This window comes from Streptomyces sp. R41, assembly GCF_041053055.1.
GTDB lineage: Bacteria > Actinomycetota > Actinomycetes > Streptomycetales > Streptomycetaceae > Streptomyces.
Genome location: NZ_CP163443.1, coordinates 5,133,538 through 5,156,565, shown reverse-complemented (window position 1 = coordinate 5,156,565; position 23,028 = coordinate 5,133,538). Strand labels below are relative to the sequence as shown.

At 72.1% G+C, this 23,028-nt stretch carries 16 protein-coding genes, 2 tRNA genes, 1 other RNA gene and 1 pseudogene; 13 read left to right on the top strand and 7 right to left on the bottom strand.

Annotated elements, in window-relative coordinates; genetic code table 11:
- The first annotated feature begins 53 nt into the window (after positions 1–53).
- Positions 54–4,943 carry a CHAT domain-containing protein gene (locus tag AB5J53_RS23615; protein WP_369247653.1) on the top strand — a complete coding sequence of 1,630 codons (4,890 nt, stop codon included), beginning with the start codon at positions 54–56 and terminating at the stop codon, positions 4,941–4,943.
- Positions 4,944–4,993: 50 nt separating this feature from the next.
- On the opposite strand, the gene AB5J53_RS23610 is transcribed toward AB5J53_RS23615, so the two are convergent.
- A complete protein-coding gene (locus AB5J53_RS23610; RefSeq protein WP_369247652.1) occupies positions 4,994–6,373 on the bottom strand; it encodes an FAD-dependent oxidoreductase in 1,380 nt (459 codons plus the stop codon).
- Between the two features lie 153 nt (positions 6,374–6,526).
- Between AB5J53_RS23610 and AB5J53_RS23605 the strand changes: the two genes are divergently transcribed.
- Positions 6,527–6,895 (top strand): ArsR/SmtB family transcription factor, encoded by a 369-nt coding sequence (locus tag AB5J53_RS23605; RefSeq protein ID WP_369247651.1) that lies wholly within the window; start codon positions 6,527–6,529, stop codon positions 6,893–6,895.
- 29 nt (positions 6,896–6,924) lie between these two features.
- Complete coding sequence (locus AB5J53_RS23600) at positions 6,925–7,050, top strand: hypothetical protein (RefSeq protein WP_369247650.1); 126 nt, start codon at positions 6,925–6,927, stop codon at positions 7,048–7,050.
- Here AB5J53_RS23600 and AB5J53_RS23595 read toward each other — a convergent pair.
- Positions 7,029–7,811, bottom strand: coding sequence for an aquaporin (locus tag AB5J53_RS23595; RefSeq protein WP_369247649.1), 783 nt, complete (start codon positions 7,809–7,811; stop codon positions 7,029–7,031). The genes AB5J53_RS23600 and AB5J53_RS23595 overlap by 22 nt on opposite strands.
- A gap of 117 nt (positions 7,812–7,928) precedes the next feature.
- Positions 7,929–8,243, bottom strand: coding sequence for an ArsR/SmtB family transcription factor (locus AB5J53_RS23590; protein WP_369247648.1), 315 nt, complete (start codon positions 8,241–8,243; stop codon positions 7,929–7,931).
- A gap of 103 nt (positions 8,244–8,346) precedes the next feature.
- Here AB5J53_RS23590 and AB5J53_RS23585 point away from each other — a divergent pair, with 103 nt between their 5' ends.
- From AB5J53_RS23585 to AB5J53_RS23570, 4 genes are all read left to right on the top strand, one after another.
- Complete coding sequence (locus AB5J53_RS23585; RefSeq protein ID WP_369247647.1) at positions 8,347–8,733, top strand: hypothetical protein; 387 nt, start codon at positions 8,347–8,349, stop codon at positions 8,731–8,733.
- A 54-nt stretch (positions 8,734–8,787) separates the two neighbouring features.
- Complete coding sequence (locus AB5J53_RS23580) at positions 8,788–9,207, top strand: arsenate reductase ArsC (RefSeq protein ID WP_369247646.1); 420 nt, start codon at positions 8,788–8,790, stop codon at positions 9,205–9,207.
- Between the two features lie 6 nt (positions 9,208–9,213).
- Positions 9,214–10,227 (top strand): thioredoxin-disulfide reductase, encoded by a 1,014-nt coding sequence (gene trxB / locus AB5J53_RS23575; protein ID WP_369247645.1) that lies wholly within the window; start codon positions 9,214–9,216, stop codon positions 10,225–10,227.
- Between the two features lie 170 nt (positions 10,228–10,397).
- Complete coding sequence (locus AB5J53_RS23570) at positions 10,398–10,868, top strand: hypothetical protein (RefSeq protein ID WP_369247644.1); 471 nt, start codon at positions 10,398–10,400, stop codon at positions 10,866–10,868.
- Positions 10,869–11,043: 175 nt separating this feature from the next.
- Here the strand turns inward: AB5J53_RS23570 and AB5J53_RS23565 are convergent.
- Positions 11,044–11,131 (bottom strand) — tRNA-Ser (locus tag AB5J53_RS23565).
- Positions 11,132–11,202: 71 nt separating this feature from the next.
- On the opposite strand from AB5J53_RS23565, the gene ffs reads away from it, so the two are divergent.
- The 6 genes from ffs to AB5J53_RS23535 all read left to right on the top strand — a co-directional run bounded on the left by ffs (position 11,203) and on the right by AB5J53_RS23535 (position 20,519).
- An RNA gene (ffs, locus tag AB5J53_RS23560) (signal recognition particle sRNA small type) lies at positions 11,203–11,301 on the top strand.
- Between the two features lie 125 nt (positions 11,302–11,426).
- Positions 11,427–13,733, top strand: a complete 2,307-nt coding sequence (locus tag AB5J53_RS23555; RefSeq protein ID WP_369247643.1) for a DNA polymerase III subunit gamma and tau — start codon at positions 11,427–11,429, stop codon at positions 13,731–13,733.
- A 90-nt stretch (positions 13,734–13,823) separates the two neighbouring features.
- A complete protein-coding gene (purD, locus tag AB5J53_RS23550; protein WP_369247642.1) occupies positions 13,824–15,077 on the top strand; it encodes a phosphoribosylamine--glycine ligase in 1,254 nt (417 codons plus the stop codon).
- 403 nt (positions 15,078–15,480) lie between these two features.
- A complete protein-coding gene (locus tag AB5J53_RS23545) occupies positions 15,481–17,292 on the top strand; it encodes a hypothetical protein (protein WP_369252413.1) in 1,812 nt (603 codons plus the stop codon).
- A gap of 610 nt (positions 17,293–17,902) precedes the next feature.
- Positions 17,903–19,447 carry a N,N-dimethylformamidase beta subunit family domain-containing protein gene (locus tag AB5J53_RS23540; RefSeq protein ID WP_369247641.1) on the top strand — a complete coding sequence of 515 codons (1,545 nt, stop codon included), beginning with the start codon at positions 17,903–17,905 and terminating at the stop codon, positions 19,445–19,447.
- A 172-nt stretch (positions 19,448–19,619) separates the two neighbouring features.
- Positions 19,620–20,519: a phosphoribosylaminoimidazolesuccinocarboxamide synthase gene (locus tag AB5J53_RS23535; RefSeq protein ID WP_369247640.1), complete on the top strand. Its 900-nt coding sequence runs from the start codon at positions 19,620–19,622 to the stop codon at positions 20,517–20,519.
- A gap of 116 nt (positions 20,520–20,635) precedes the next feature.
- Here AB5J53_RS23535 and AB5J53_RS23530 read toward each other — a convergent pair.
- The 3 genes and pseudogenes from AB5J53_RS23530 to AB5J53_RS23520 all read right to left on the bottom strand — a co-directional run.
- A tRNA-Gly gene (locus AB5J53_RS23530) sits at positions 20,636–20,711 on the bottom strand.
- Between the two features lie 23 nt (positions 20,712–20,734).
- Positions 20,735–21,400: a response regulator gene (locus tag AB5J53_RS23525; RefSeq protein ID WP_369247639.1), complete on the bottom strand. Its 666-nt coding sequence runs from the start codon at positions 21,398–21,400 to the stop codon at positions 20,735–20,737.
- Between the two features lie 404 nt (positions 21,401–21,804).
- Positions 21,805–23,016 (bottom strand): annotated as a pseudogene (locus AB5J53_RS23520) (sensor histidine kinase); the annotation flags it as partial.
- Between the last annotated feature and the right edge of the window lie 12 nt (positions 23,017–23,028).

The following is a 23,028-nucleotide window of genomic DNA, read 5'->3' as shown; positions in this document are numbered from 1 at the left end:
AAGTCCGGAGAACCACTGCTCTCTGACGAGAGATCAGATTAGTGTAATGAAGGATGACTGAGCTTCAGGACCGCGTAGTCGCCCGCCTCGTAGCAGCTCAGAACGCCCGCGATCCCGCCCCGCTGCGCGGGGAGGACGCGGTGGGGGACGCCCTGGCCCTGCTGCGCGAGGCCGCGCCGTCGCCCGAGGGGACGATCGATCTCGACTCGGTCGCCGCCGTCTGCTGGACCTTCTGGCTCCGCCATCAGGGCCCCGAGGACCCTGACGCGCAGCGCAACGTACTGATCACGCTGAGCACCTTCGGATTCCTGTGCCCGCGCGTGCCCGCGGACGCGCAGCTTCCGGTGCCCCTGCGGGACGCCTTCGACCCCGCCGATCCGGCGCACGAGGCGCGGTTCGCCTACCTCGTGAGTTCGGCGTACGGGGGTGCCGTGGGCGGTGTGCCGGAATTCGGGGAGACCGAGCGGGCGGATGGCCCGGGTCTTGGGGAGGCCGAGCGGGCGGATGGCCCGGGTCTTGGGGAGGCCGAGCGGTCGGATGGCCCGGGTCTTGGGGAGGCCGAGCGGTCGGATGGCCCGGAGCTCGGGGAGACCGAGCGGCAGGGTGCCGCGGGTCTCGGGGACGCCGAGCGGCTGGCCGCGCTGGACTGTGCGCTCGCCTGGTCCGAGACGGCACATCAGCTGCTGCCGGACGGCCACGAGGGGTTCGTCGAGCTGGCGTTCCACAGCCTCGGGCTCGGCGTGACGCGTTTCCGGCTCGCGGCGGACCCGGACGCGCTCGCCGCCGCGGCCCGGCACGCGGCGGCGGTGTGCGAGCGGCTGTGGGCCCTCGGCCCGGAGGGGCGCGAGAGTGGTGACGGGGCCAACGGGCGCGAGAGCGGTGTGGGGGCCATGGGGGGCGAGGGAAATGAGCTGGCCGAGGCGGCCGCGATCGCCCTCGGGACCCTCCTGGACGCCGCCCGGCTGCTCGGTGAACCGCCCCTCGCCGAGGTCGAGCGGCTGGTGGCGGGGGCCCCGGAAGGCGCCCTCACCCCGGAGGCCGCCGAGGCGCTGCGATTCCTGCGCGAGCTGCACACCGAACGCGCCGCCTGGCCGGGGGAGAAGGACCTGCGCGTCGGCTCGGTCATCGCCGACGCGGGCATACGTGAGCACGACGCGAGCCGCATCGCCTGCGGTGTCCGGCGGCTGCGCGCGGCGCTCGCCCACACCCCCGCCGAACATCCGGCGCATCCGGTCGCCACCGCCGCCCTGAGCCAGGCGCTCGCGGCCTTCGCCCAGGAACGGGGTGACGACGGGGCGGCACAGGAGGCGGCACGCGAGGCGATCGAACTGCTCGCCACCGTCGACGCGTCGCGCACCCTGAGCGATGCCGACCAGGAACTCCTCACTGCCTACCGGGGATTGACGGAGCTGATCGAGGACGACGATCCGCAGCTCATCCAGAATGCCGGGCCGCTGCTCGGCCACTTCGTCGAACAGCTCAGACAGCGCGCCGCGCGCGACGGTGAGTCCGCGCCCGCCCCGGACATCGACCTCGAAATCCTCGACATCGTCGGCGCGATCATCGGGGAGTCCGGGGTGGTCACCGGTGTCGGGGAGTCCGGTGCGGTCACCAGTGTCGGGGAGTCCGGTGCGGACTCTGGTGCCGAGAAGTCCGGCGGTGCGGGCTCCGGTGCCGAGAAGTCCGGCGCGGTCGCCGGTGTCGGAAAGTCCGGTGCCGCCTCCGACGAACGGATCGCCCGGTACCGCACCGCCCTGGCCGGACTCCCCGCCGACAAACCGCAGCGATACGCCTACGTCGCCGTGCTGGCCGCCCTCACCGGAGCGCACGCACAGGCTCTGCGGGAGACCGAGCCCGCCAGGGCGGCCGAACTCGGCGCGGAAGCCCGGACGCTGACCGACGAGGTGGCGGCCGACGCCCCGGACGGCTTCCTGGCGCTCGGCCTGCTGCGCCGTGGCCTCTTCGACGCCGCGCTGCCGGTCGCCGTGGCGGTGATCCACACCGACGAAGCGGACGCCGCGGCGGACCTGCGGGAGATGGCCAAGCTGGTCTCCCTCGTGTCCCGCCTCGACGACGTCCGCCTCGACGACCCCGAACAGCTGAGCTCCGACATCGCGGTCATGCGGGAACTGCTCGCGGACACCGGGGAGGACGACCCCTTCATACGGGCTCCGCTGGCCGGGGCGCTCGGCAGCGCGCTCTCCGCCCAGGGCGTCACCCACGGCGACCCCGGCACCCTCGACGAGGCCGTCCCGCTGCTGCGCTACGCGCGCACGAACGCGCCCGACCTCCCCGGACAGCTCGATCAGGTCCTCGCCTTCGCGCTCACGACCTGGTCGGTCGGCCGCTTCGACGCGGAAGCGGCGCGAGAGGCGGCGGCACTGCTCGCCACCGCGGCGACCGAAGCGGCACCCGACGACGTCGGCCAGGCGTGGCTGTCGGTCCGTACCGAATTCTTCAACGCCGTGGGGAACTACCTGCTCGGGCATGAACCGGGGCAGCTCCAACGTGCCCGGGAGCTCGCGCGGCGGCTCAAGGAACTCACCGCTCGAGCGGACGCCCAGGCCGGGGACCTACCGGGGCTCGACGTGCTGGGCGACGCCCTGCTCAACCTGGTCGACACCATGGGGCCCGGCGGCGGTCCGAAACCCGACCTCACCGACGACCAGGTCGACCAGTGCCGGCGCACGTTCGCGGCGTGCCCCGCCGGTCATCCGATGCGACTCTTCACCGCCTCCACGCTCATGCGGGCGCTCGCCCAGCGTGCCGTGGCGGTGCGGGCCGCCGATCCGGAGCGCGCGGCTCGCCTCGTGGCCGAGGCCGACGAGGTGATCCACAGCGTCGAGGAGGAGGCCCCCGGCGACTGGGCCGAGACCATGCGCACCTTCACCGGTGTCATCGGGGCAGGACACCTGCCTCCGCCGTCCGTGTCGCACGGCGGACAGCCCGAGCCGTCGGACGGGCCGCTCTCCGCATCGGACGGGTCACCCGAGCGGCCGTCGGCCCGGCCGCTCTCCTCGCCGGACGGGTCGCCCGAGCGCCCGTCGGACGGGCCGGTCGCCGGGTCCCCGCTCCGGGCCTTTACGGCGTTCACGGGGGCCCAGGCCTCATCCCAGGCCCCCGCGAACGCCGTAGAGGCCATGATGGCGTCCCTCCGAGCCCGCCTCTCCGGCACCGCCGACTCCGCCGCCGCGCTGCGCGACCCCATGCTCCCGGCGTGGTTCCGGGCGCACGGTGAACTCGGTGCCGCGGCAGGTGCGTTGGGGCGGGAGCAACAGCGTGTCGACCTGGCCCTCTCCCACCTCGAAACGGCCATCGAGGCCATGGCCGACGTCACCGACCGGGGAAGCGACCAGCAGTCCGCCGAGCACGGCCTGACGACATTCGAGGGGGACATCCGCCGGATCATCGAGCTGGTCCTCCTGACAGCCCTCGGCCGCGGGGCCGCCGCCGGGCTGCACGAGATCGTCGACCAACTCACGGCCGCCGTACGGGAACAACGCCTTCCGGACGCGATGCCCGACCCGGAAACTCTCCTCCGCGTGATCGCGGGGCCCGACGTGGACCGCGCCACCGAGTTGCTGGAGCGCGGCCGGGGGCTGCTGCTGGCGCGGCGGATCGAGGCCCGCGCCGACATCGGCGAACTGCGCTCGGCGCACCCCGCGCTGGCGCGCGAGTTCGAGCGGCTGACCGACCGGCTGGCCGCCGAGCCCCATGCTGCCGCCTCGGCCCCCGCCGGGCACGCCGAATGGTCCCGGCTGGCCAAACTCCGCGCGTCGCGCGAACTGGACGAGCTGGTCGTACGCATCCGTACCCAGCCGGGGTTCGACGGCTTCCTGCGTCCGCTCTCCGCCGAGCAGCTGCGCTCACTCGCGTCCGACGGCCCGATCGTCGTGCTCAACCACGCGGCACGCCACTGCCACGCCCTCGTCGTGACGCCCCGGTCGATCACCGCCCTTCGCCTCGAAGCCGAGTCGGACGAGATCGCCGGTGCGGCCCGGCGGCTGGGCGAGGCCGTCGACGCCATCAACGCGCACGGCCCGTCGAGACCGTCCCCGGCGCAGCTCATCGCCGCCGGGGGCACGCTCCGCCGGACGCTGTCCTGGACCTGGCACAAGATCGTGCGCCCGGTCCTCGATCTCGTCGGGGCGTCCGATCCCGTTCCCGACGACGGCACCTGGCCGCGGATCTGGTGGGTGCCCACGGGTGCCTTCAACGCCCTCCCCCTCCACGCGGCGCAGTGCACGCTGCCCGACTGCGCCCTCGACGGCTGCGGCGCCGCACTCGACGCCGTGGTGTCGTCGTACGTACCCGGGTTCCAGACCCTGGCCTACGCGCGCAGCCGGGCCGAGCACCGCGACACCGCCCACAACGGCGGTGCCCTGCTGGTGGCGTCGTCGGAGGACGAGCTGCCCGGCGTCGCGGCGGCGGCGGGCTACGCGGCCGGACTGCTCGGCGCGCGTGAGCCGCTGATCGGGGCCGCCGCGACCCGCGAGGCCGTGCTCGCCGCGCTCGGCGGCACCCCGTGGGCCCACTTCGGCTGCCACGCGGCCACCGACCCGACGGAACCCTCCGGCGCCCTGCTCCACCTGCCGAGCGGCGAACCGCTCTCCGTCCTGGAGATCTGCCGCGCACGCCCGAGTTCGGCACGCCTGGCTTTCCTCGCGGCCTGCGGCACCGCCCGCACCGCCGAACGCCTCTCGGACGAGGCCATCCACATCACCAGCGCCTTCCTGCTCGCCGGTTTCCCCACCGCGGTCGGCACCCTCTGGGAGATCGACAGCACCCACGCGGACCACGTCACCCGCGACTTCTACCGCCGCATGGCGCCCCCGGCCACCAACACCTCCGCACACGCCCTGCACCACACGGTCCGAGAGCTACGGCACCGCATACCCGACCGCCCCCATGTCTGGGCGGCGTACGTCCACGCGGGGACCTGAGCGCATCCGGTCGACCAAGACGGACGAACCTCGTTGCGTGGGTGCGGAGTTCAGCAGCCGCCGGAGGAGACCGGGGCGCCGATGCCGATCTGAAGGGTGGACGGGGCGGCGCAGCAGCCACCGCCGGACTGCTCGGCGTGCTCCGGCTCGTCGAACAGGCCCGCGCCGCCGCAGACTCCGGTCTCCGGCAGGGTGAGTTCGACGCGCTCGGCGGCCTCCTGGTCGCCGGCGATCGCGGCGGCGATGGAGCGGACCTGCTCGTAGCCGGTCATCGCCAGGAACGTGGGGGCGCGACCGTAGGACTTCATGCCGACCAGATAGACGCCGTGCTCCGGGTGGGAGAGCTCGTTCACGCCGTGCGGGTGGACCGTGCCGCAGGAGTGCACGTTCGGGTCGATCAGCGGGGCCAGCGCGGTCGGGGCCTGGAGGCGTTCGTCCAGACCGAGGCGGACCTCGGAGAGGAAGGAGAGGTCGGGGCGGAAGCCGGTGAGGACGATGATCTCGTCGACCGGGTCGAGGCGGCGCCCGTCCTCGGCGACCAGGACGAGCCGGTCGCCGTCCCGTTCGACGGCCTGGGTGCGGAAGCCGGTGGCGGCGCTCGCGTGGCCGTCCTCGACGGCGGCCTTGGCGCGCAGGCCCAGGGCTCCGCGGGCGGGCAGTTGGTCGGCCTCGCCGCCGCCGTACGTGCCGGCGCCGATACCCCGGCGCAGGATCCACACGGCGTGGGTCCCTTCGCTCTCCTCGGCCAGGTCGGCGAGATGGGCGAGGGCGGTGAACGCGGAGGCTCCGGAGCCGACGACTGCGGTGCGCCTGCCCGCGTAACGGGCGCGTACGGCCGGGTTCTTGAGGTCGGGGACGCGGTAGGAGATGCGGTCGGCGGCGGCCGTCTCGCCGAGGGCGGGCAAGCCGTCGGCGCCCATCGGACTGGGCGTGGACCAGGTGCCGGCAGCGTCGATGACAGCGCGGGCAGCGAGCCGTTCCTCACGGCCGTCGGCCATTCGGATGTGCACGGTGAAGGGCTGCTCGTCGCGGCCCGAGTCGACGATCCGGTCCCGGCCGGCGCGGGCCACCCCGGTCACCGCTGCGCCGTAGCGGACCTTGTCGCCGAGGACGTCCGCGAGTGGCTGCAGATAGCGCTCGGCCCAGTCGCCGCCGGTGGGGTAGGCCGCCCCGTCGGGGCGAGTCCACCCGGTCGGGGCCAGGAGCTTCTCGGCGGCGGGGTCGGTGACCTCGGCCCAGGGGGAGAACAGCCGTACGTGCGCCCAGCCGCGTACGGCGGTGCCGGCGTACGGTCCGGCTTCCAGGACCAGCGGTTCGAGGCCGCGCTCGATGAGATGGGCGGCTGCGGCGAGGCCGATGGGGCCGGCTCCGATGACCACGACGGGCAGCTGGTCGGTGTCGGTGGGCACGCTGTTGATGGACACAGCCACGAGGTTCCCCTTTGTTTCGACATCCGTCGATGACTTGCTCGGCCAGCCTGGCACTTGATTCGATAAACGTCAACATAGACACTCATCGAATCTGGGTGGCGTGAGTCGGTCAGGGCCTCGGTGCTCTGCTTCGACGTATGTCAACATAGATGCATGTCGAATACGAAGGCGCTGCCGCTGTTGGAACCCGAGGCCCCCGAGGCCGTGGCGCCGTGCTGCCCGCCGCTCACTGAGCGTCCGCTGACCGCCGAGGAGGCGGAGAAGACCGCCCGGATGTTCAAGGCGCTCGGCGATCCCGTGCGTCTGAGGCTGTTCTCGCTGGTCGCCTCGCACGAGGGCGGCGAGGCGTGCGTGTGCGACATCTCCGACGTCGGCGTCTCCCAGCCGACCGTCTCCCACCACCTGAAAAAGCTCAAGGAAGCCGGCCTGCTCACCTCCGAGCGGCGCGGCACCTGGGTCTACTACCGGGTCGAGCCCTCGGTGGTGGCCGCGATGGGGCAGATGCTCGGCACCCTCGGCTGAGCAGACCGCGCGGAGAGCGGGTGGGTCCGATGAACGAGTCGTCGGTGGACCGCCAGACGATCCACGAGGAGCTGGAGGGCGGCGGCGAGCCCGGCCTGGCCGCCGCCGGTCACCACCACCTGCGTCCCATGGGTCATGCGGCGGGCTGCTCCTGAGCCGTCCGCCCCGGCAGGAAGATGAGCGCCACCAGCGCCAGTCCGACCACGGCCCCGATGAGCTGCATGCCGATGAACCCCGCGACCGAGCCGGGTGCGATGCCCGCGAAGGTGTCGGTGAAGGCGCGGCCGATCGTCACCGCCGGGTTGGCGAAGGACGTCGACGAGGTGAACCAGTACGCCGCGCCGATGTACGAGGCGACCGCGACGGGCGCGAAGTGCAGCCGGTCGGTGCGGGACAGGCCGAAGATCAGCAGGATGAGGCCGGCGGTGGCGACGACCTCACCGAGGAGCAGGTGGCCGGCGGAGCGGTCGTGGGTGGACCACTTCACCAGCGGTTCGCCGAACATCGCGTCGGCCAGGACGGCGCCCGCGATCGCGCCGACGATCTGGGCGGGGACGTACACGGCTGCCTCGCGCAGCGTGACGCCGGCGCCGCCGCGACGGGCGGTCCACCACTCGGCCAGGGTGACGGCGGGGTTGAAGTGCGCGCCGGAGACCGGGCCGAGCAGGGTGATCAGGACGCCGAGGCCGAAGACGGTGGCCAGGGAGTTGGCCAGCAGCTGCAGGCCGACGTCCTTCGTCAGTCCGGTGGCCTGGATGCCCGAGCCGACCACGACCGCCACCAGGGCCGCGGTGCCCACCAGTTCGGCGGCGGCCCGGGCAGCGAGCGGCGTACGGGGCGGAGTTGCCCCGGGAGCGGGCTGGGGCGAGTCGACGGATATGGCGGCGCCCGCAGCGCTCTCGTGGGTGGTGGTCAAGAAGACTCCTCGGTGCAGTCGCGTCGGGCGTCGGGCGTCGCGCATCAGGCGTCGACGACGGGAAGCGGGCGTCGGCGTCGACGAAGGAAATCAGGCGTCGGGCGTCGGCGACGGGAATCAGGGGCAGGACCGCTTGATGTTGTTCTCGGCGGTGACGCGTGCGGTCTCCGCGAGGTCGGCGAAGTGACCGGCGAGTGAGGCGATGACGTCGGGCTTGAGCCTGTAGTAGGTGAACCGGCCGCATGGTTCCGTCTCCACGACCCCGGCCTCGCGCAGCACCTTCAGATGGTTGGAGAGGTTGGTCTGCCTGGCTCCCGTCTCCTCGATGAGATGGGTGCTGCAGAGCGTCTCCTTGGCGAGCAGGGTGACGATCCGGAGCCGGAGCGGGTCCGCGAGAACCCGCATCAGATCAGTGTCGACCGACGTCATCATGGGCTGATACTCTCACATCATTCCGAGCTGATACCAGCCTGGACTGAACCTTGGGACCCGCATCCCGAAGCCCGTTGGGGCCCATGCCTCGAAGGGGGTTCCCATGACCGCATCGCCGCCCTCTGCCCTGCCCGACGAACGCCTCCCGGCCGGCATCGCCCGACGTGCCGTCCGCTACCGCGGGCGCTTCTCGCCCGAGACCATCCAGCAGCCGGCGGCCGAGGTCGAGCCGCTCGTCGCGCAGGTGCTCACCGATGCCGGCGTGGATCTGACGGACACGTTCCCCAAGCCGCTGACCGACGAGGTCGTGCAGGCCGTCGACATCGTCATCACGATGGTCTGTGGGGACATCTGCCCGATCGTGCCCGGCCGCTGCCTGGACCGGCCCGTCACCGACCCCGAGGGCGCCCCGATCGCCGTCGTCCGCGGCATCCGCGACGAGATCGACGCCCACATCATCGAACTGCTCGACTCCCTGCCGGGCACCTGACCTCCGTACCCGATCCCGCACCATCCGCTCGACCCACTGACGAAGGAAGATCCGATGTCCTCCAGCCCGCTCGCCTCCGTGCTGTTCGTCTGCGTCCACAACGCCGGGCGCTCGCAGATGGCGGCCGGATTCCTCGACCACCTCGCGGGCGACCGGATCGAGGTTCGCTCCGCCGGCTCCGTCCCGGGTGACCAGGTCAACCCGTCCGCGGTCGAGGCGATGAAGGAACTCGGCATCGACATCTCCGGCCAGAAGCCGAAGATCCTGACCACGGAGGCCGTCCAGGCGTCCGACTACGTCATCACCATGGGCTGCGGCGACGCGTGCCCGATCTTCCCGGGCAAGAAATACCTCGACTGGGCGCTGGAGGACCCGGCGGGCAAGGGCGTGGAGGCGGTCCGCCCGATCCGCGACGAGATCAAGACCCGCATCGAGGCCCTGATCGCCGAGATCGACACCCAGCAGGGGGCGTGACGTCCCGTGCCCACGAGTGACGAGATACGCGAGGTCATCGTCATAGGCTCCGGCGCCGCCGGATACACCGCCGCTCTCTACGCCGCCCGCGCCCAGCTCAAGCCGCTCGTCTTCGGCGGCGCGGTCTCCGTCGGCGGTGCGCTCACCACGACCACCGAGGTCGAGAACTTCCCCGGCTTCCCCGAGGGCATCGACGGCCCGGACCTGATGGCGAACATGCGGGCGCAGGCGGAGAGATTCGGCGCCGAGATCGTCGAGGACGACATCGTCTCCGTCGACCTGACCGGTGAGACCAAGGAGGTCACCGACTCCGCAGGAACCGTCCACCGCGCCCGGACCGTGATCGTCGCGACCGGCTCCGGCTACCGCAAGCTCGACCTGCCCCGCGAGGACCAGCTGTCCGGCCACGGCGTGTCCTGGTGCGCGACCTGCGACGGCTTCTTCTTCCGCGACCGCGACATCGTGGTCGTCGGCGGCGGCGACACCGCGATGGAGGAAGCCACCTTCCTCACCCGCTTTGCGCGCTCCGTGACCGTCGTCCACCGCCGCTCCACCCTGCGCGCCTCCAAGGTCATGCAGAACCGAGCTTTCGCCGACGACAAGATCTCCTTCGCCTTCGACACCGAGATCGCCGAGATCAAGGAGAAGAACGGCGTGCTCGACGGCGTCGTCCTGCGCGACGTCTCCACCGGCGCCACCCGCGACCTGGACGTGACCGGCCTGTTCATCGCCATCGGCCACGACCCGCGCACGGAGCTGTTCAAGGGCCAGCTGGAGCTGGACGGCAACGGCTATCTCAAGGTGCAGTCCCCCTCCACGCGTACGAACATCCCCGGTGTCTTCGCCGCCGGAGACGTCGTCGACCACATCTACCGCCAAGCCATCACCGCCGCCGGGAGCGGCTGTGCGGCCGCCCTGGACGCCGAGCGCTACCTCGCGGCCCTCGGCGAGGATTCCGCGGAGACGACCGAAGCCGCGGTCGCGCTGGCCGAGGAGCGGCGGCGTACCCGGACCAGGTGAGGGGTGCGGGCGGACCCGCCGGGACCGCGCACGTCCGCGGTCGAGCACGCTGACGCTCCGGCGACAGTGTTCGTGGTCGCCACCAACCAACCGCATGCAAGCGACTGGTTCGGTTGCGCGGCACATAACTCTGTGGCCGCGGTGCGGCGTCATGTCTGATGATCGAGCCCATGGATGCTGTCGTTCAGCGGGTGCGCACGTCGTGGACGAAGAAGTCGCGCGGCGGCCCTGAAGCTGCCCGGAGGAACGCTGCCCCAACGGCCTTCCTGTTGCCTCCGGGCTTGAGTTCTGCCCTCCACGAGGTCGCTGTGCGGGAGTCGGATTCTTTCGAGCCGCGTATGCAGGTGCGGGATCTGTCGGCGCCCGGGACGATCCTCCGCGAGGTCGACGGGCTGCTACGCGTGGATCCACCAGAGGTGAGCATGTTTGCCATGCCACGACGCCATCGGCGCCCGCCTGCCGTTCGCCTGGCTCCCGGCCAGTGGCTGCAATGGCAGATCAACTACCGGTTCGTCGGCAGTTGTGGCGGCGCCTGGTCCTATCAAGTGGAGACGTTCAACATCCTTTACGGCTCTGCGGCGCCCGACGTGTTCCTGGGTCTGCCGACACGCCGTGTAGACGAGCGGGGGGCTCTGCGCTGAACTCCGCGGCACCGAAACTTTTGTTGCCCCACGGACGACGGCCCCGGGGCGAGAGCCGATCCGCCTCTTGATGGCGGGACCTTCTGATCCGTAGCTCTGCGGGAACTGGGACGGAGAACGTCGAAGGGCCCCACCGCGAACGGTGGGGCCCTTCGAGTCGTGCCCGGTGAGGCACTGGCGGAGGATACGAGATTCGAACTCGTGAGGGGTTGCCCCCAACACGCTTTCCAAGCGTGCGCCCTAGGCCTCTAGGCGAATCCTCCGCCGCAAACAATACAAGACGTTGAGGAGTGCTCGCGAACTCGTTCCCCCCGCTCAGATCCTGTACCCTGTGCGGAGCCCCTCACGTGGCGCTATCTGACTGAACTCCCCCAGGGCCGGAAGGCAGCAAGGGTAGGTTGGCTCTGGCGGGTGCGTGGGGGGCGCTTGCGTTTGCGGGGGATGTCGGGGAAGCGATCCTCCGGGATGCGATGCCGGGAGCCCGGGACGCCCGGGAAGAAGCGGGGATGCGTTGTCGGGCGGTCCTTGTTGTCAGTGGGCGCCTATAACCTCGTATGCGTGTCGTCTCTCGCGCTGTACCGCCGCTATCGCCCGGAGTCGTTCGCCGAGGTCATCGGGCAGGAGCATGTCACCGACCCGTTGCAGCAGGCGCTGCGGAACAACCGGGTCAATCACGCGTACCTGTTCAGCGGTCCGCGCGGATGCGGCAAGACGACCAGTGCGCGGATTCTGGCGCGCTGTCTGAACTGCGAGCAGGGGCCTACGCCGACGCCTTGCGGGGAGTGCCAGTCGTGCCGCGATCTCGCTCGGAACGGGCCGGGATCCATCGACGTCATCGAGATCGACGCCGCCTCGCACGGTGGTGTCGATGATGCCCGTGACCTGCGGGAAAAGGCCTTCTTCGGGCCGGCGAGCAGTCGGTACAAGATCTACATCATCGACGAGGCCCACATGGTCACGTCGGCCGGGTTCAACGCGCTGCTGAAGGTCGTGGAGGAGCCGCCGGAGCACCTCAAGTTCATCTTCGCCACGACTGAGCCCGAGAAGGTCATCGGGACGATTAGGTCGCGCACCCATCACTACCCCTTCCGGCTCGTGCCGCCGGGGACCCTTCGGGAGTACCTGGGCGAGGTCTGTGGGCACGAGGGCATCCCCGTCGAGGACGGAGTGCTTCCTCTGGTCGTACGGGCTGGTGCGGGGTCCGTGCGTGACTCCATGTCCGTCATGGATCAGCTGCTCGCGGCGGCGGGCGAGGCCGGTGTGACGTATGCCATGGCGACCTCGCTGCTCGGGTACACGGACGGGTCGCTGCTCGATTCGGTCGTCGAGGCCTTCGCCTCCGGTGACGGCGCCGCGGCCTTCGAGGTCGTGGACCGGGTCATCGAGGGGGGCAACGACCCCCGACGGTTCGTCGCCGACCTGCTGGAGCGGCTGCGGGATCTCGTGATTCTGGCCGCGGTGCCCGACGCCGCCGAGAAGGGGCTCATCGACGCTCCGGCCGATGTGGTGGAGCGGATGCAGGCCCAGGCCGGCGTCTTCGGCGCCGCCGAGCTGAGCCGCGCCGCCGACCTCGTCAACGAGGGGCTGACGGAGATGCGCGGCGCCACCTCGCCGCGGCTCCAGCTCGAACTCATCTGCGCGCGTGTGATGCTGCCCGCCGCGTACGGGGACGAGCGGTCCGTCATGGCCCGGCTGGACCGTATCGAGCGCGGGGTGAACTTCTCCGGTGGCGGGGGCGGCCCTGTCATGGGGTACGTGCCCGGGCCCGAGGTGCATGGTGCGGCGCCCATGTCGGCGGGCCAGGCGGTTCCCGCGGGGAGCGGGCCCGCGGCGGCTCGGGCGGCGGTGCGGGGGGCCGGGCCTGGAGGAGCCGGTTCGGGCGCCGGGGCCGCGCAGGGCGCGGGAGCGGCACCCGAGCCGGCCGTGCCCGCGGCTCCTGCGGCGCCTACCGCTCCTGCGGCCAGCGCGCCCCCTGCTGCCCCGGTGGCCCCTCCCGCGGCCGCGCAGCCGCAGGCTCCGGCCGCTTCGCCCCCGGCCGGCGCTCCGGCAGGGGCTGCCCCCGGCGCCTGGCCCACCGCGACGGCCGCGGGCAGTGGCCGACGTCCCGGGGGGTGGCCGACGGCGGCACCCGCGGGTGGGGGCCAGCCTCCGGCACCGTCGGCTCCCGCGCCGACACCCACTCCCGCCGCCGCTCCTGCCGCGGCCGCACCCGCCCCCGCCGCGGCTCCGGCCCCCGGCGGTCCCGACCCCCGCATGCTGTGGCCGAACATCCTGGAGGCGGTGAAGAACCGCCGCCGGTTCACCTGGATCCTGCTCAGCCAGAACGCGCAGGTGACCGGCTTCGACGGTACGACCCTGCAGATCGGCTTCGTCAACGCGGGCGCGCGGGACAACTTCGCGAGCAGCGGCAGCGAGGAAGTGCTGCGGCAGGCGCTGGCCGAGCAGTTCAACGTCCAGTGGAAGATCGAGGCGATCGTCGACGCCTCAGGAGGTTCGGGCGGTACGGGTGGCTCCGCGCCGCCTGCTCCCGCCGGCTCCGGATTCGGCGGCGGTTACGGCGGTGGCGGTTACGGCGGTGGCGGTTACGGCGCGGCCCCGTCCGCCCCGCGCCCCGCGCCCCAGCAGCCACCGGCCCCGGCTCCGCGCCCCGCGACGCCCCAGGGCGGCCCGTCCGCGAGCCACGCTCCGGCCGCGTCCGCCCCGGCATCGACCCCTCCTCCGGCTCCCGAACCGCCTCCGGTCGCCCCTGAGGACGACATCCCCGAGGACGACGACCCCGACCTCGACGAGTCCGCCCTCTCGGGCCACGACCTGATCGTCCGCGAGCTGGGGGCGACGGTGGTGGAGGAGTTCTCCAACGAGTAACCCCGTTTCGGAGGATCCCACCAACGCTCGGCACCCTTCGCTTCGGAAGCCCCCACAAAGGCACCCGCCCCTGGCGGTTAGGCTGACCCCGTGAAGGTCCTTGTCATCGGTAGCGGCGCCCGCGAACACGCCCTGTGCCGTTCCCTGTCCCTCGACCCCGACGTCACCGCCCTGCACTGCGCCCCCGGGAACGCAGGCATCGCGGAGGTGGCCGAGCTGCACGCGGTCGACGCCCTCGACGGCGCCGCCGTGGCCGCGCTGGCCACCGAGCTCGGCGCCGAGCTGGTGATCGTGGGCCCGGAGGCCCCGCTCGTCGCGGGGGTCGCCGACGCCGTGCGCGAGGCGGGCATCCCCTGCTTCGGCCCCTCGAAGGAGGCCGCGCAGCTGGAGGGCTCCAAGGCCTTCGCCAAGGACGTCATGGCGAGTGCGGCGGTCCCGACGGCACGCTCGTACGTCTGCACGACGCCCGAGGAGGTCGAGGAGGCCCTCGACGCCTTCGGCGCCCCGTACGTCGTGAAGGACGACGGCCTGGCGGCCGGCAAGGGCGTCGTCGTGACCGACGACGTCGAGAAGGCTCGCGCGCACGCCAACGCCTGCGACCGCGTCGTCATCGAGGAGTACCTCGACGGCCCCGAGGTCTCCCTCTTCGCGATCACGGACGGCGAGACCGTCGTCCCGCTGCAGCCGGCCCAGGACTTCAAGCGCGCGCTGGATGGCGACGAGGGCCCGAACACCGGCGGCATGGGCGCGTACTCGCCCCTCCCGTGGGCGGACCCGAAGCTCGTCGAGGAAGTCATGGAGACCGTCCTCCAGCCGACCGTCGACGAACTGCGCCGCCGCGGCACACCGTTTTCCGGCCTTCTTTACGCGGGTCTGGCGATCACCAGCCGTGGCGTACGGGTCATCGAGTTCAACGCCCGCTTCGGCGACCCGGAGACCCAGGTCGTCCTCGCCCGCCTGAAGACCCCGCTCGCGGGCGTGCTGCTGGCCTCGGCGAACGGCACTCTCGCGGACCTGGCGCCGCTGCGCTGGAGCGACGACGCCGCCGTCACGGTGGTCGTGGCCTCGCACAACTACCCGGACACCCCGCGCACCGGCGACCCGATCACCGGGCTCGACGAGGTGGCGGCCCAGGACGCCCCGCACGCCTACGTCCTGCACGCCGGGACGAAGCGCGACGGTGACGCGGTGGTGAGCGCGGGCGGCCGTGTGCTCTCCGTCACGGCGACGGGCGCCGACCTCACCGAGGCCCGCGCCCGCGCGTACGCGGCGGTCTCTCGCATCGGTCTCGACGGTTCGCAGCACCGCACGGACATCGCGGCGAAGGCGGCGGCGGAGGCGTAGCCCCGCTCACCTCGCCGAGGCGCTCTCGCCGCTCGGCAAGCTCCCGGGCCCCGGATTCCGCACGGGATCCGGGGCTTCTCGCTGCACGGATTTCGGCACGAATTTCCGTTCGTCCTCCTGCACGGATTTCTGTACGGAACCGGGGGCCTGATCGTTGCCCACCGTCCTCCACCTTTCCCCAAAGCCATTCCATCGAGTGACCGATGCCCCATCCGGCTGACGGGGGCCGAGGCCCCAACTAGGGTGCGGCGAAAGCGTTCCGGCACTTGGCCCACCGGCATTGCGATGTCAGTGATGGGTGCCACAGTGGGGGAGTGAGCAACGCCAGGAGATCCGTCGGTGCGGGCTGCGAGACAGCCGGTGCGGGGCGGACAGTAGGGGGTGACGTCCGGTCGTGACCGGTATGGGTGTGGAGGTGGGCGCGCAGGCCGCGCGTTCCCGGGCTCTCGCCGTGCTGCGCATACGCAGCAGGGCGCTGGCCGTCGCCCTGCTGCCCGCGGCCGTCGCCGTCGTGCTGCTCGCCGGCGGCTCCACCGGCCACATCGTCGGCGGGCACTGGGGGATCACGCGCTGGATCGTCTCGGTCCTCGCCGCTCTCGTCCTCCTCGCCGCCGCGGGCATCGCGCTCGTCGTGGCCCGCTCACGACCGGCCGTGAGTCCCACCGTCCCGATCGCCGAGGAATCGGCGCCCGACCTCTACCGCATGGTTCGCGACCTGGCCGACCGCCTCGACGTCCCGGCCCCCTCGGCGATAGCGCTCACTCCCGACTGCGACAGCTGGCTGGAGGACCGCACCCACCCGGCGCACGGCCCGCCCCCGCCCACGGGCAGGGACGAGATAGAGGGGGTACGAGGCATACGTGGAGCGCGGGGCGTACGGGGACTGTCGACGCAGCCCCGCCGCGCCCCCTGCGCCCCCGTCCTCGTCATCGGCTCCCCCTTCCTGTGGTGGATGCGGGTCGGGGAACTGCGCGCGGTCCTCGCCCCGGTCGTCGCCGGTACGGGCCCGTCGGCGCACCCCGACATAGCCGCGGCCCGTCGTTTCGTACGGGGCCTGGACGCGGCCGTGGCCGTGACGTCGGCGCCCGCTCGCGGCCCGCTCTCCCGCACGGTGCTCGGCGGCGTCGGCTGGGTGACCCGTCTGCTGCTGCGCAGCTGCCGGGGCCACGCGGCCGAGATGGAACGCGGTGTGGCGGCCGCAGCGGCCGAGCGTGCACAGGCTGTGGATTACGGCCTGCGGATCGTCGCGCAGGAGCAGGTGGGTCTGGCGTACGCGGGCTGGGACCGGCTCCTGACCCGGGTCGCGCTGCCCGCCTGGCGGATGGGCCGCTGGCCGTCCCGGCTGGACGCGGGCGTCGTCGCGGCCCTCACCGAGCTCTCCCGCCGTGACCGCCTGGCCGAGGGCTTCGCCTCCCGCCTCGGCGAGCGCCCCGCCTGCGACCTGCTCGAAGAGCCCGGCACGGTGGACGAGGCGGCCTCGCTCCTCGCCGCCCGCCTCTTCCACGGCGGCCCCGCCGAACCCGGGCCCGACTGGGCGCCGGTCAACTGGCAGGACTACCCGGACGAGGTCGTCGACCGCAAATGGCGTGCCGACGCGGCCCGCCTCCACCGGGTCCTGGACGCGCTCGGCGTGCGGCACTCCACCGACCCGGCGGCGCGCGACTCGGACGGTCCGACGCTGGCGCGGGTGATGGACCACCTGTCCGCGCGGCCGGAGGACCCCGACTCGGCTGCCCGCGCCGTTCCCCGCGGGGACGCGTACGAGGAGATGGGGATGGCCGAGGACGACGCGGACGTCGGCCTCGGGAACGAGCGGACGGCTTCGCTGGCTGCCGGGCTCACTGCGGAGCTGGCCCGCGAGGAGGCATCGGCGCCCGCCCCCGCCCCCGTCGGGGGCACGGAGCAGCAGGACCCCGACCGTGCGCTCTGGGACGACGGGATGCTCCCTCTCTTCCCCCTCCAGCCACCCCGCACAGGCCGGGAGCTACTGGCCGACCACGTCACGGCGATGGTGTGCTGCGCCGCGATGGACACCGCCGGGGCGGCGCCGGGCCTCGACTGGCTCGACGGCCCGTCCCTCCTCGTCGACGGCGAACGCGCCGCCGACTTGGGCCCCCGTGTCCTCACCCTCGTCGAAACCGGCGACCCCACCCCCCTCCGCGACTGGCTCCGCCACCTCGGCGTCCGCCCGGAAAAACCGGTCCGCCTGGTCTGAGACCTGCCGTCCCCCGGGGTACACCCCACGGCATTTTTCGCCCCCGCCGCCCCTACCCGTCCCGTCCCTGGGGGCTGCCGCCCCCAGACCCCCGCATCGGCCTGAACGGCCTCGTCCTCAAACGCCGGACGGGCTGAAAACTTGCCGGCCGGGGTGGGTGGGCTGCACCCGCAGCCGCGGACGCACGCCGCGCGGACCCGCAGTCGCAGACGCGCCCCACTCACCCGCACCCGCCGACGCACGGGAGGGGCCGTGCCGGTACATCACATGCCCCGTCGCTTACGTGGTTGCCAACAGGCAGAACCATGTAAGGCAAGCGATCTGCCACCGGCGACGGGGCGGATGTACCGGCACGGCCCCGACCCACCCACCGGCGGAAAGGCGAAGCCACCCACCGGCGGAAACCCGACCCACCCACCGGCAGAAGCCCGACCCACCCACCGGTGGAAACCGACCCACCCACCGGCAGAAAGACGGAGCCACACGTTCCACTCACGTCAATTCGCGACGAACGGTGACGGACCGCGTGCGTAATGTGATGTGCTGGGACCGATCGCGCGCACGGCAAGGGCTTAAAAGGACGACGGGGGCAAGAGGGAGGGGAGCAGGCATGGGGTCGGAGCAGATTCGCCGCTGGGAGTCGGGCGCACTCGCGCACGCCGTGACGGACCCCTTCGGCCAGGGCCCCGTCCCCTGGCTCCGCGGCGACGAGCACTATTTCGACGACACCGGCCACGTCGTCCCCTGGTACATCGACCACCTCGACCCCACCCAGGGGGGCACCACCCTCGTACGAGACGACCGAGACGACCGCGACACCAGGGCCAGGGCGGCGGCCAAGCGCCCCATCCCCCACCCCCGAGCCGGAGGCCCCCGCTCCGCCGACGACGTCCACCGCCAGATCAAGGGTTTCACCTCCACCGGCGCGGCCGCCCCCGGCGAGGCCATCGACTTCCACATCACCGTCGACCCGCCCCAGGAATTCAGCGTCGACATCTACCGGATCGGGCACTACGGCGGCGACGGCGCCAGCAAGATCACCACCAGCCCCCGCCTCTCCGGCATCGTCCAGCCCTCACCCCTCACCGCGGACCGAACCGTCTCCTGCCACCACTGGTGGCTCTCCTGGCGCCTCCAGATCCCCACCTACTGGAGCATCGGCGCGTACGTCGCCGTCCTCACCACCGCCGACGGCTACCGCTCCCACGTCCCGTTCACCGTCCGCGACACCCACCCCGCCGATCTGCTCCTCCTGCTCCCGGACATCACCTGGCAGGCGTACAACCTGTACCCGGAGGACGGCCACACCGGCGCCAGCCTGTACCACGCGTGGGACGAGGACGGCCGCCTGCTCGGCGAGGCGGACGCCGCGACGACGGTCTCCTTCGACCGGCCGTACGCGGGTGCGGGCCTCCCGCTCCATGTGGGCCATGCCTACGACTTCATCCGCTGGGCCGAGCGCTACGGCTACGACCTCGCCTATGCCGACGCCCGCGACCTGCACGCCGGCCGCGTCGACCCCACCCGCTACCGCGGCCTCGTCTTCCCGGGCCACGACGAGTACTGGTCGACGCAGATGCGCCGCACCACGGAACTCGCCCGCGAGAACGGCACCTCGCTCGTCTTCCTCTCCGCCAACACCATGTACTGGCAGGTGGAGTTGGGCCCGTCTCCGTCCGGCGTCGCCGACCGCCTACTGACCTGCCGCAAGCGCAAGGGCCCCGGGAAACCCGCTCTTTGGCGTGAAGTCGACCGCCCGGAACAGCAACTCATCGGCATCCAGTACGCGGGACGCGTCCCCGAGCCCCACCCCCTCGTGGTCCGCAACGCCGACCACTGGCTGTGGGAGGCGACCGGCGCGCACGAGGGCGACGAGCTGGAGGGCATGGTCGCGGGCGAGGCCGACCGCTATTTCCCGCGCACCCCGCTCCCCGAGCACGAGGGCCGCATCCTGCTGGCCCACTCCCCGTACCGGGACAGCGAGGGCATCGTCCGCCACCAGGAGACGTCCCTCTACCGAGCACCGTCAGGCGCCCTGGTCTTCGCATCCGGAACGTTCGCGTGGTCCCCGGCCCTCGACCGCCCCGGCCATGTCGACACCCGTATCCAGCGAGCCACGGCCAATCTCCTCGACCGCATCTGCAAACGCGACTGACGAGGCGCCCGCGCGCACCCCGCGCGGCGTCACCCATGACCTCACCGCCCACCCCCTGGCCAAAGTCACTCCCGGCATACGGGAGAATCGAGCCACTTGGCCCACCCGTCGCCCACCGCCACCCTATTCGGGCCCTACGGGCGCCCCTTTTCTTCAACCACGGGGAGGAACCGTGTCCGGATTCGTTGAAAAGCCCGAGCCCCTCGAGGTTCCGGGTCTGGTGCATCTGCACACCGGCAAGGTGCGCGACCTGTACCAGAACGAGGCGGGCGACCTCGTGATGGTCGCCAGCGACCGCATCTCCGCCTTCGACTGGGTGCTCCCCACCGAGATCCCCGACAAGGGCCGCACGCTCACCCAGCTCTCCCTGTGGTGGTTCGACCAGCTCGCCGACCTGGTCCCCAACCACATCCTGAGCACCGAACTCCCGCCGGGCGCCCCCGACGACTGGGCCGGTCGCACCCTGATCTGCAAGTCCCTGCGGATGGTCCCGGTCGAGTGCGTCGCGCGCGGCTACCTCACCGGCTCCGGCCTGGTCGAGTACAACGAGTCCCGCACGGTCTGCGGCCTCGCCCTCCCCGAGGGCCTCGTCGACGGCTCGGAACTCCCCGCGCCGATCTTCACCCCCGCCACCAAGGCCGCCGTCGGCGAGCACGACGAGAACGTGTCGTACGAGGAGGTCGCCCGCCAGGTCGGCGCCGAGACCGCGGCCCAGCTGCGCCAGACGACCCTCGCCGTCTACAGCCGCGCCCGCGACATCGCCCGCGACCGGGGGATCATCCTCGCGGACACCAAGTTCGAGTTCGGCTTCGAGGGAGAGACCCTCGTCCTCGCCGACGAGGTGCTGACCCCGGACTCCTCCCGCTTCTGGCCCGCCGACGAGTGGGAGCCGGGCCACTCGCAGCCGTCCTTCGACAAGCAGTACGTCCGCGACTGGCTGACCTCCCCCGAATCCGGCTGGGACCGCAAGAGCGAGCAGCCGCCGCCCGCGCTGCCCCCGCACATCGTGGAGGCGACCCGCGCCAAGTACATCGAGGCGTACGAGCGCCTGACGGGCACGAGCTGGTCGTAACCCCGCCCGGGGCTCGGCGAACAGTCGGGCCCCAAGCGCACGCACAAGCCCCGAGCGCACGAAGGGGCCCCGAGTACACGAAGAAGCCCCCGACCTGAGGCCGGGGGCTTCTTTACTGGAGCGGACGACGAGGCTCGAACTCGCGACCTCAACCTTGGCAAGGTTGCGCTCTACCAACTGAGCTACGTCCGCACTGCGCCGTGGCGCGAGAGCAACTATACCCAACCTCTCTCACGCGCGAGACGCACCGCCGCGTGACGGTTCTCCGCCCCGAGCTTGGACGCGGCCGACGACAGATAGTTCCGTACGGTCCCCTGGGACAGCGCGGCCCGCTCGGCGATCTCCGCGACGGGCGCCCCGTCGGCGGCGAATTCGAGCACCTCGGCCTCGCGCGCCGTCAGCGGCGAGTCCCCGGCGGAGATCGCGTCGGCGGCCAACTCCGGGTCCACGTAACGGTTTCCCGCATGCACCGTACGAATGATCTCCGCGAGCCGCTGTGCGCTCACCGTCTTCGGGACGAACCCTCGCACACCCGCCGCAAGCGCCCGCTTCAGATGCCCCGGCCGCCCATGGCTCGTCACGATCAGCGCCTGACAGTCCGGCAGTTCGGCCCGCAGAGATGTGGCTACCCTCACACCGTCCGCCCCCGGCATCTGGAGATCCAGGACAGCGACATCGGGCTCGTGCGCCCGCGCCATCGCCAGCGCCTCGGGCCCGGTCGCCGCCTCGGCCACCACGACCAGGTCGTCCTCCAGGGCGAGCAGCGCGGCGAGCGCCCCCCGGATCAGATGCTCGTCATCGGCGAGCAGCAGACGTACGGGTGGGGCAGAAGGGGTGTGCGGTACGGACGTGACGGGGGAGTCGGACGGTACGGATGTCATGGGGTGACCTCGCTCACCGGATGCGCACCGGACGGCGGCAGCAGCCCGGCTTCCGGAACCGGATCCTCACCCGAAGCCGGATCCTCACCCGGATCCTCACCCGAAGCCGAAGCCGAAGCCGAAGCCGAAGCCGAAGCCGAAGCCGAAGCCGAAGCCGAAGCCGAAGCCGAAGCCGAAGCCGGAGCCGGAGCCGGAGCCGAACCCGAACGTGAAGCCGAAGCCGGTGCCGGTGCCGGAGCCGAACGTGAAGCCGAAGCCGGTGCCGGAGCCGAACGCGAAGCCGAAGCCGGTGCCGGTGCCGGTGCCGAACACGAAACCGAAGCCGGCGCCGGCGCCGAACACGAAACCGAAGCCGGTGCCGAACCCGGACCCGAAGCCGACCCCGGCGGCAGCTGCATCGGCACCGGCAGCGGCACCTCCGCCGTCAACCGGAACACACCCTCCCCGGCAGGCCCGGCCCGCAGTACCCCCTCCACCTCCGTGAGCCGCTCCCGCAGCCCCGCGAGCCCGGACCCCCTCCCCGGCTCGAAGTCGGACCCCGATCCGGGCGCCCCGTCGTTCTCGACGGTGAGGGTCACCCGTCCCTCCGCCACCAGCAAGGACACCGCGCACCTCCCCGCGTCCCCGTGCCTCAGCACGTTCGTCGTCGCCTCCCGTACGACCCAGCCGAGCGCCGACTGAACCTGCGGGGGCAGCCCCGTCGCCGAGCCGGTGACCTCGCAGTCGATACCGGCGGCCGTCAACACGCTCTGGGCGCCCGCGAGTTCGCTTCCGAGGTCGGCCTCGCGGTAGCCGCGTACGACCTCGCGCACCTCCCGCTGCGACTCCCGTGCTATCCGCTGAACCTCGATCATCTGCTCCACGGCCTCCGGCCGCCCGCGCCGGGCCAGTTGCACGGCGAGTTCGCTCTTGAGGGCGATCACCGCCAGATTGCGGCCCATCACGTCGTGCAGATCGCGCCCGAAGCGCAGCCGTTCCTCGGCGACGGCGAGGCGGGCGCGGGTCTCGCGGGCCTCGTCGAGTTCGTAGACGGCGTTCAGCAGCCAGACGGAGAAGGCGGCGGTGAAGGTGAGGAACCCGGCGGCCAGCATGACCACACCCGCTGTGATCAGCGCGGAGGGACCCGGGAAGCCCAGGGGGAACGACACCGCTCCGGCACCCGCGGCCGCACCGACCACCGCATGCGTCATCCTTCGAACGTTGCGCGTGCCGAGCGCGAGTGTGCCCGTACCGAACGCTATGACGCCGACGAACAACGAGGCGGCCAAGCGCACCTCGGCATCGCTCGCCGGGCGCCATGCGGTGCCCGAGAGGACGACCGCCACGACGGCGACCACGGCGGTGCCCGCGGCAAGCGCGATCAGCATGCGCCCGGGCTGCTCCCGGGTGCCGCGTGCCCAGTCCAGCGCCTGGGAGGCGGTCACCGCGCAGAGCACGGAGTGTCCGCAGACCAGCAAGAACAGCGTCCAGGACAGGGCGGGCGACACACTCCCGAAGACAGGCAGTCCGATCGACGCGACCTCGATCACGGCGAAGAAGTGGAAGGACCACCGCGTGTACGTCTCGACCTTCGCCGGCGTGCTCTTGCCCCGCCACCAGCCACCCGGCCTGCTCATGCCCACCCCCGC

Excerpts from the sequence above, each read along its gene's own strand:
- AB5J53_RS23615 (WP_369247653.1), top strand. The coding sequence starts at position 54 with ATGACTGAGCTTCAGGACCGCGTAGTCGCCCGCCTCGTAGCAGCTCAG.
- AB5J53_RS23605 (WP_369247651.1), top strand. The coding sequence starts at position 6,527 with ATGTCGAATACGAAGGCGCTGCCGCTGTTGGAACCCGAGGCCCCCGAG.
- AB5J53_RS23600 (WP_369247650.1), top strand. The coding sequence starts at position 6,925 with ATGAACGAGTCGTCGGTGGACCGCCAGACGATCCACGAGGAGCTGGAG.
- AB5J53_RS23590 (WP_369247648.1), bottom strand. The coding sequence starts at position 8,243 with ATGATGACGTCGGTCGACACTGATCTGATGCGGGTTCTCGCGGACCCG.
- AB5J53_RS23585 (WP_369247647.1), top strand. The coding sequence starts at position 8,347 with ATGACCGCATCGCCGCCCTCTGCCCTGCCCGACGAACGCCTCCCGGCC.
- AB5J53_RS23580 (WP_369247646.1), top strand. The coding sequence starts at position 8,788 with ATGTCCTCCAGCCCGCTCGCCTCCGTGCTGTTCGTCTGCGTCCACAAC.
- AB5J53_RS23570 (WP_369247644.1), top strand. The coding sequence starts at position 10,398 with ATGGATGCTGTCGTTCAGCGGGTGCGCACGTCGTGGACGAAGAAGTCG.
- AB5J53_RS23545 (WP_369252413.1), top strand. The coding sequence starts at position 15,481 with ATGGGTGTGGAGGTGGGCGCGCAGGCCGCGCGTTCCCGGGCTCTCGCC.
- AB5J53_RS23540 (WP_369247641.1), top strand. The coding sequence starts at position 17,903 with ATGGGGTCGGAGCAGATTCGCCGCTGGGAGTCGGGCGCACTCGCGCAC.
- AB5J53_RS23525 (WP_369247639.1), bottom strand. The coding sequence starts at position 21,400 with ATGACATCCGTACCGTCCGACTCCCCCGTCACGTCCGTACCGCACACC.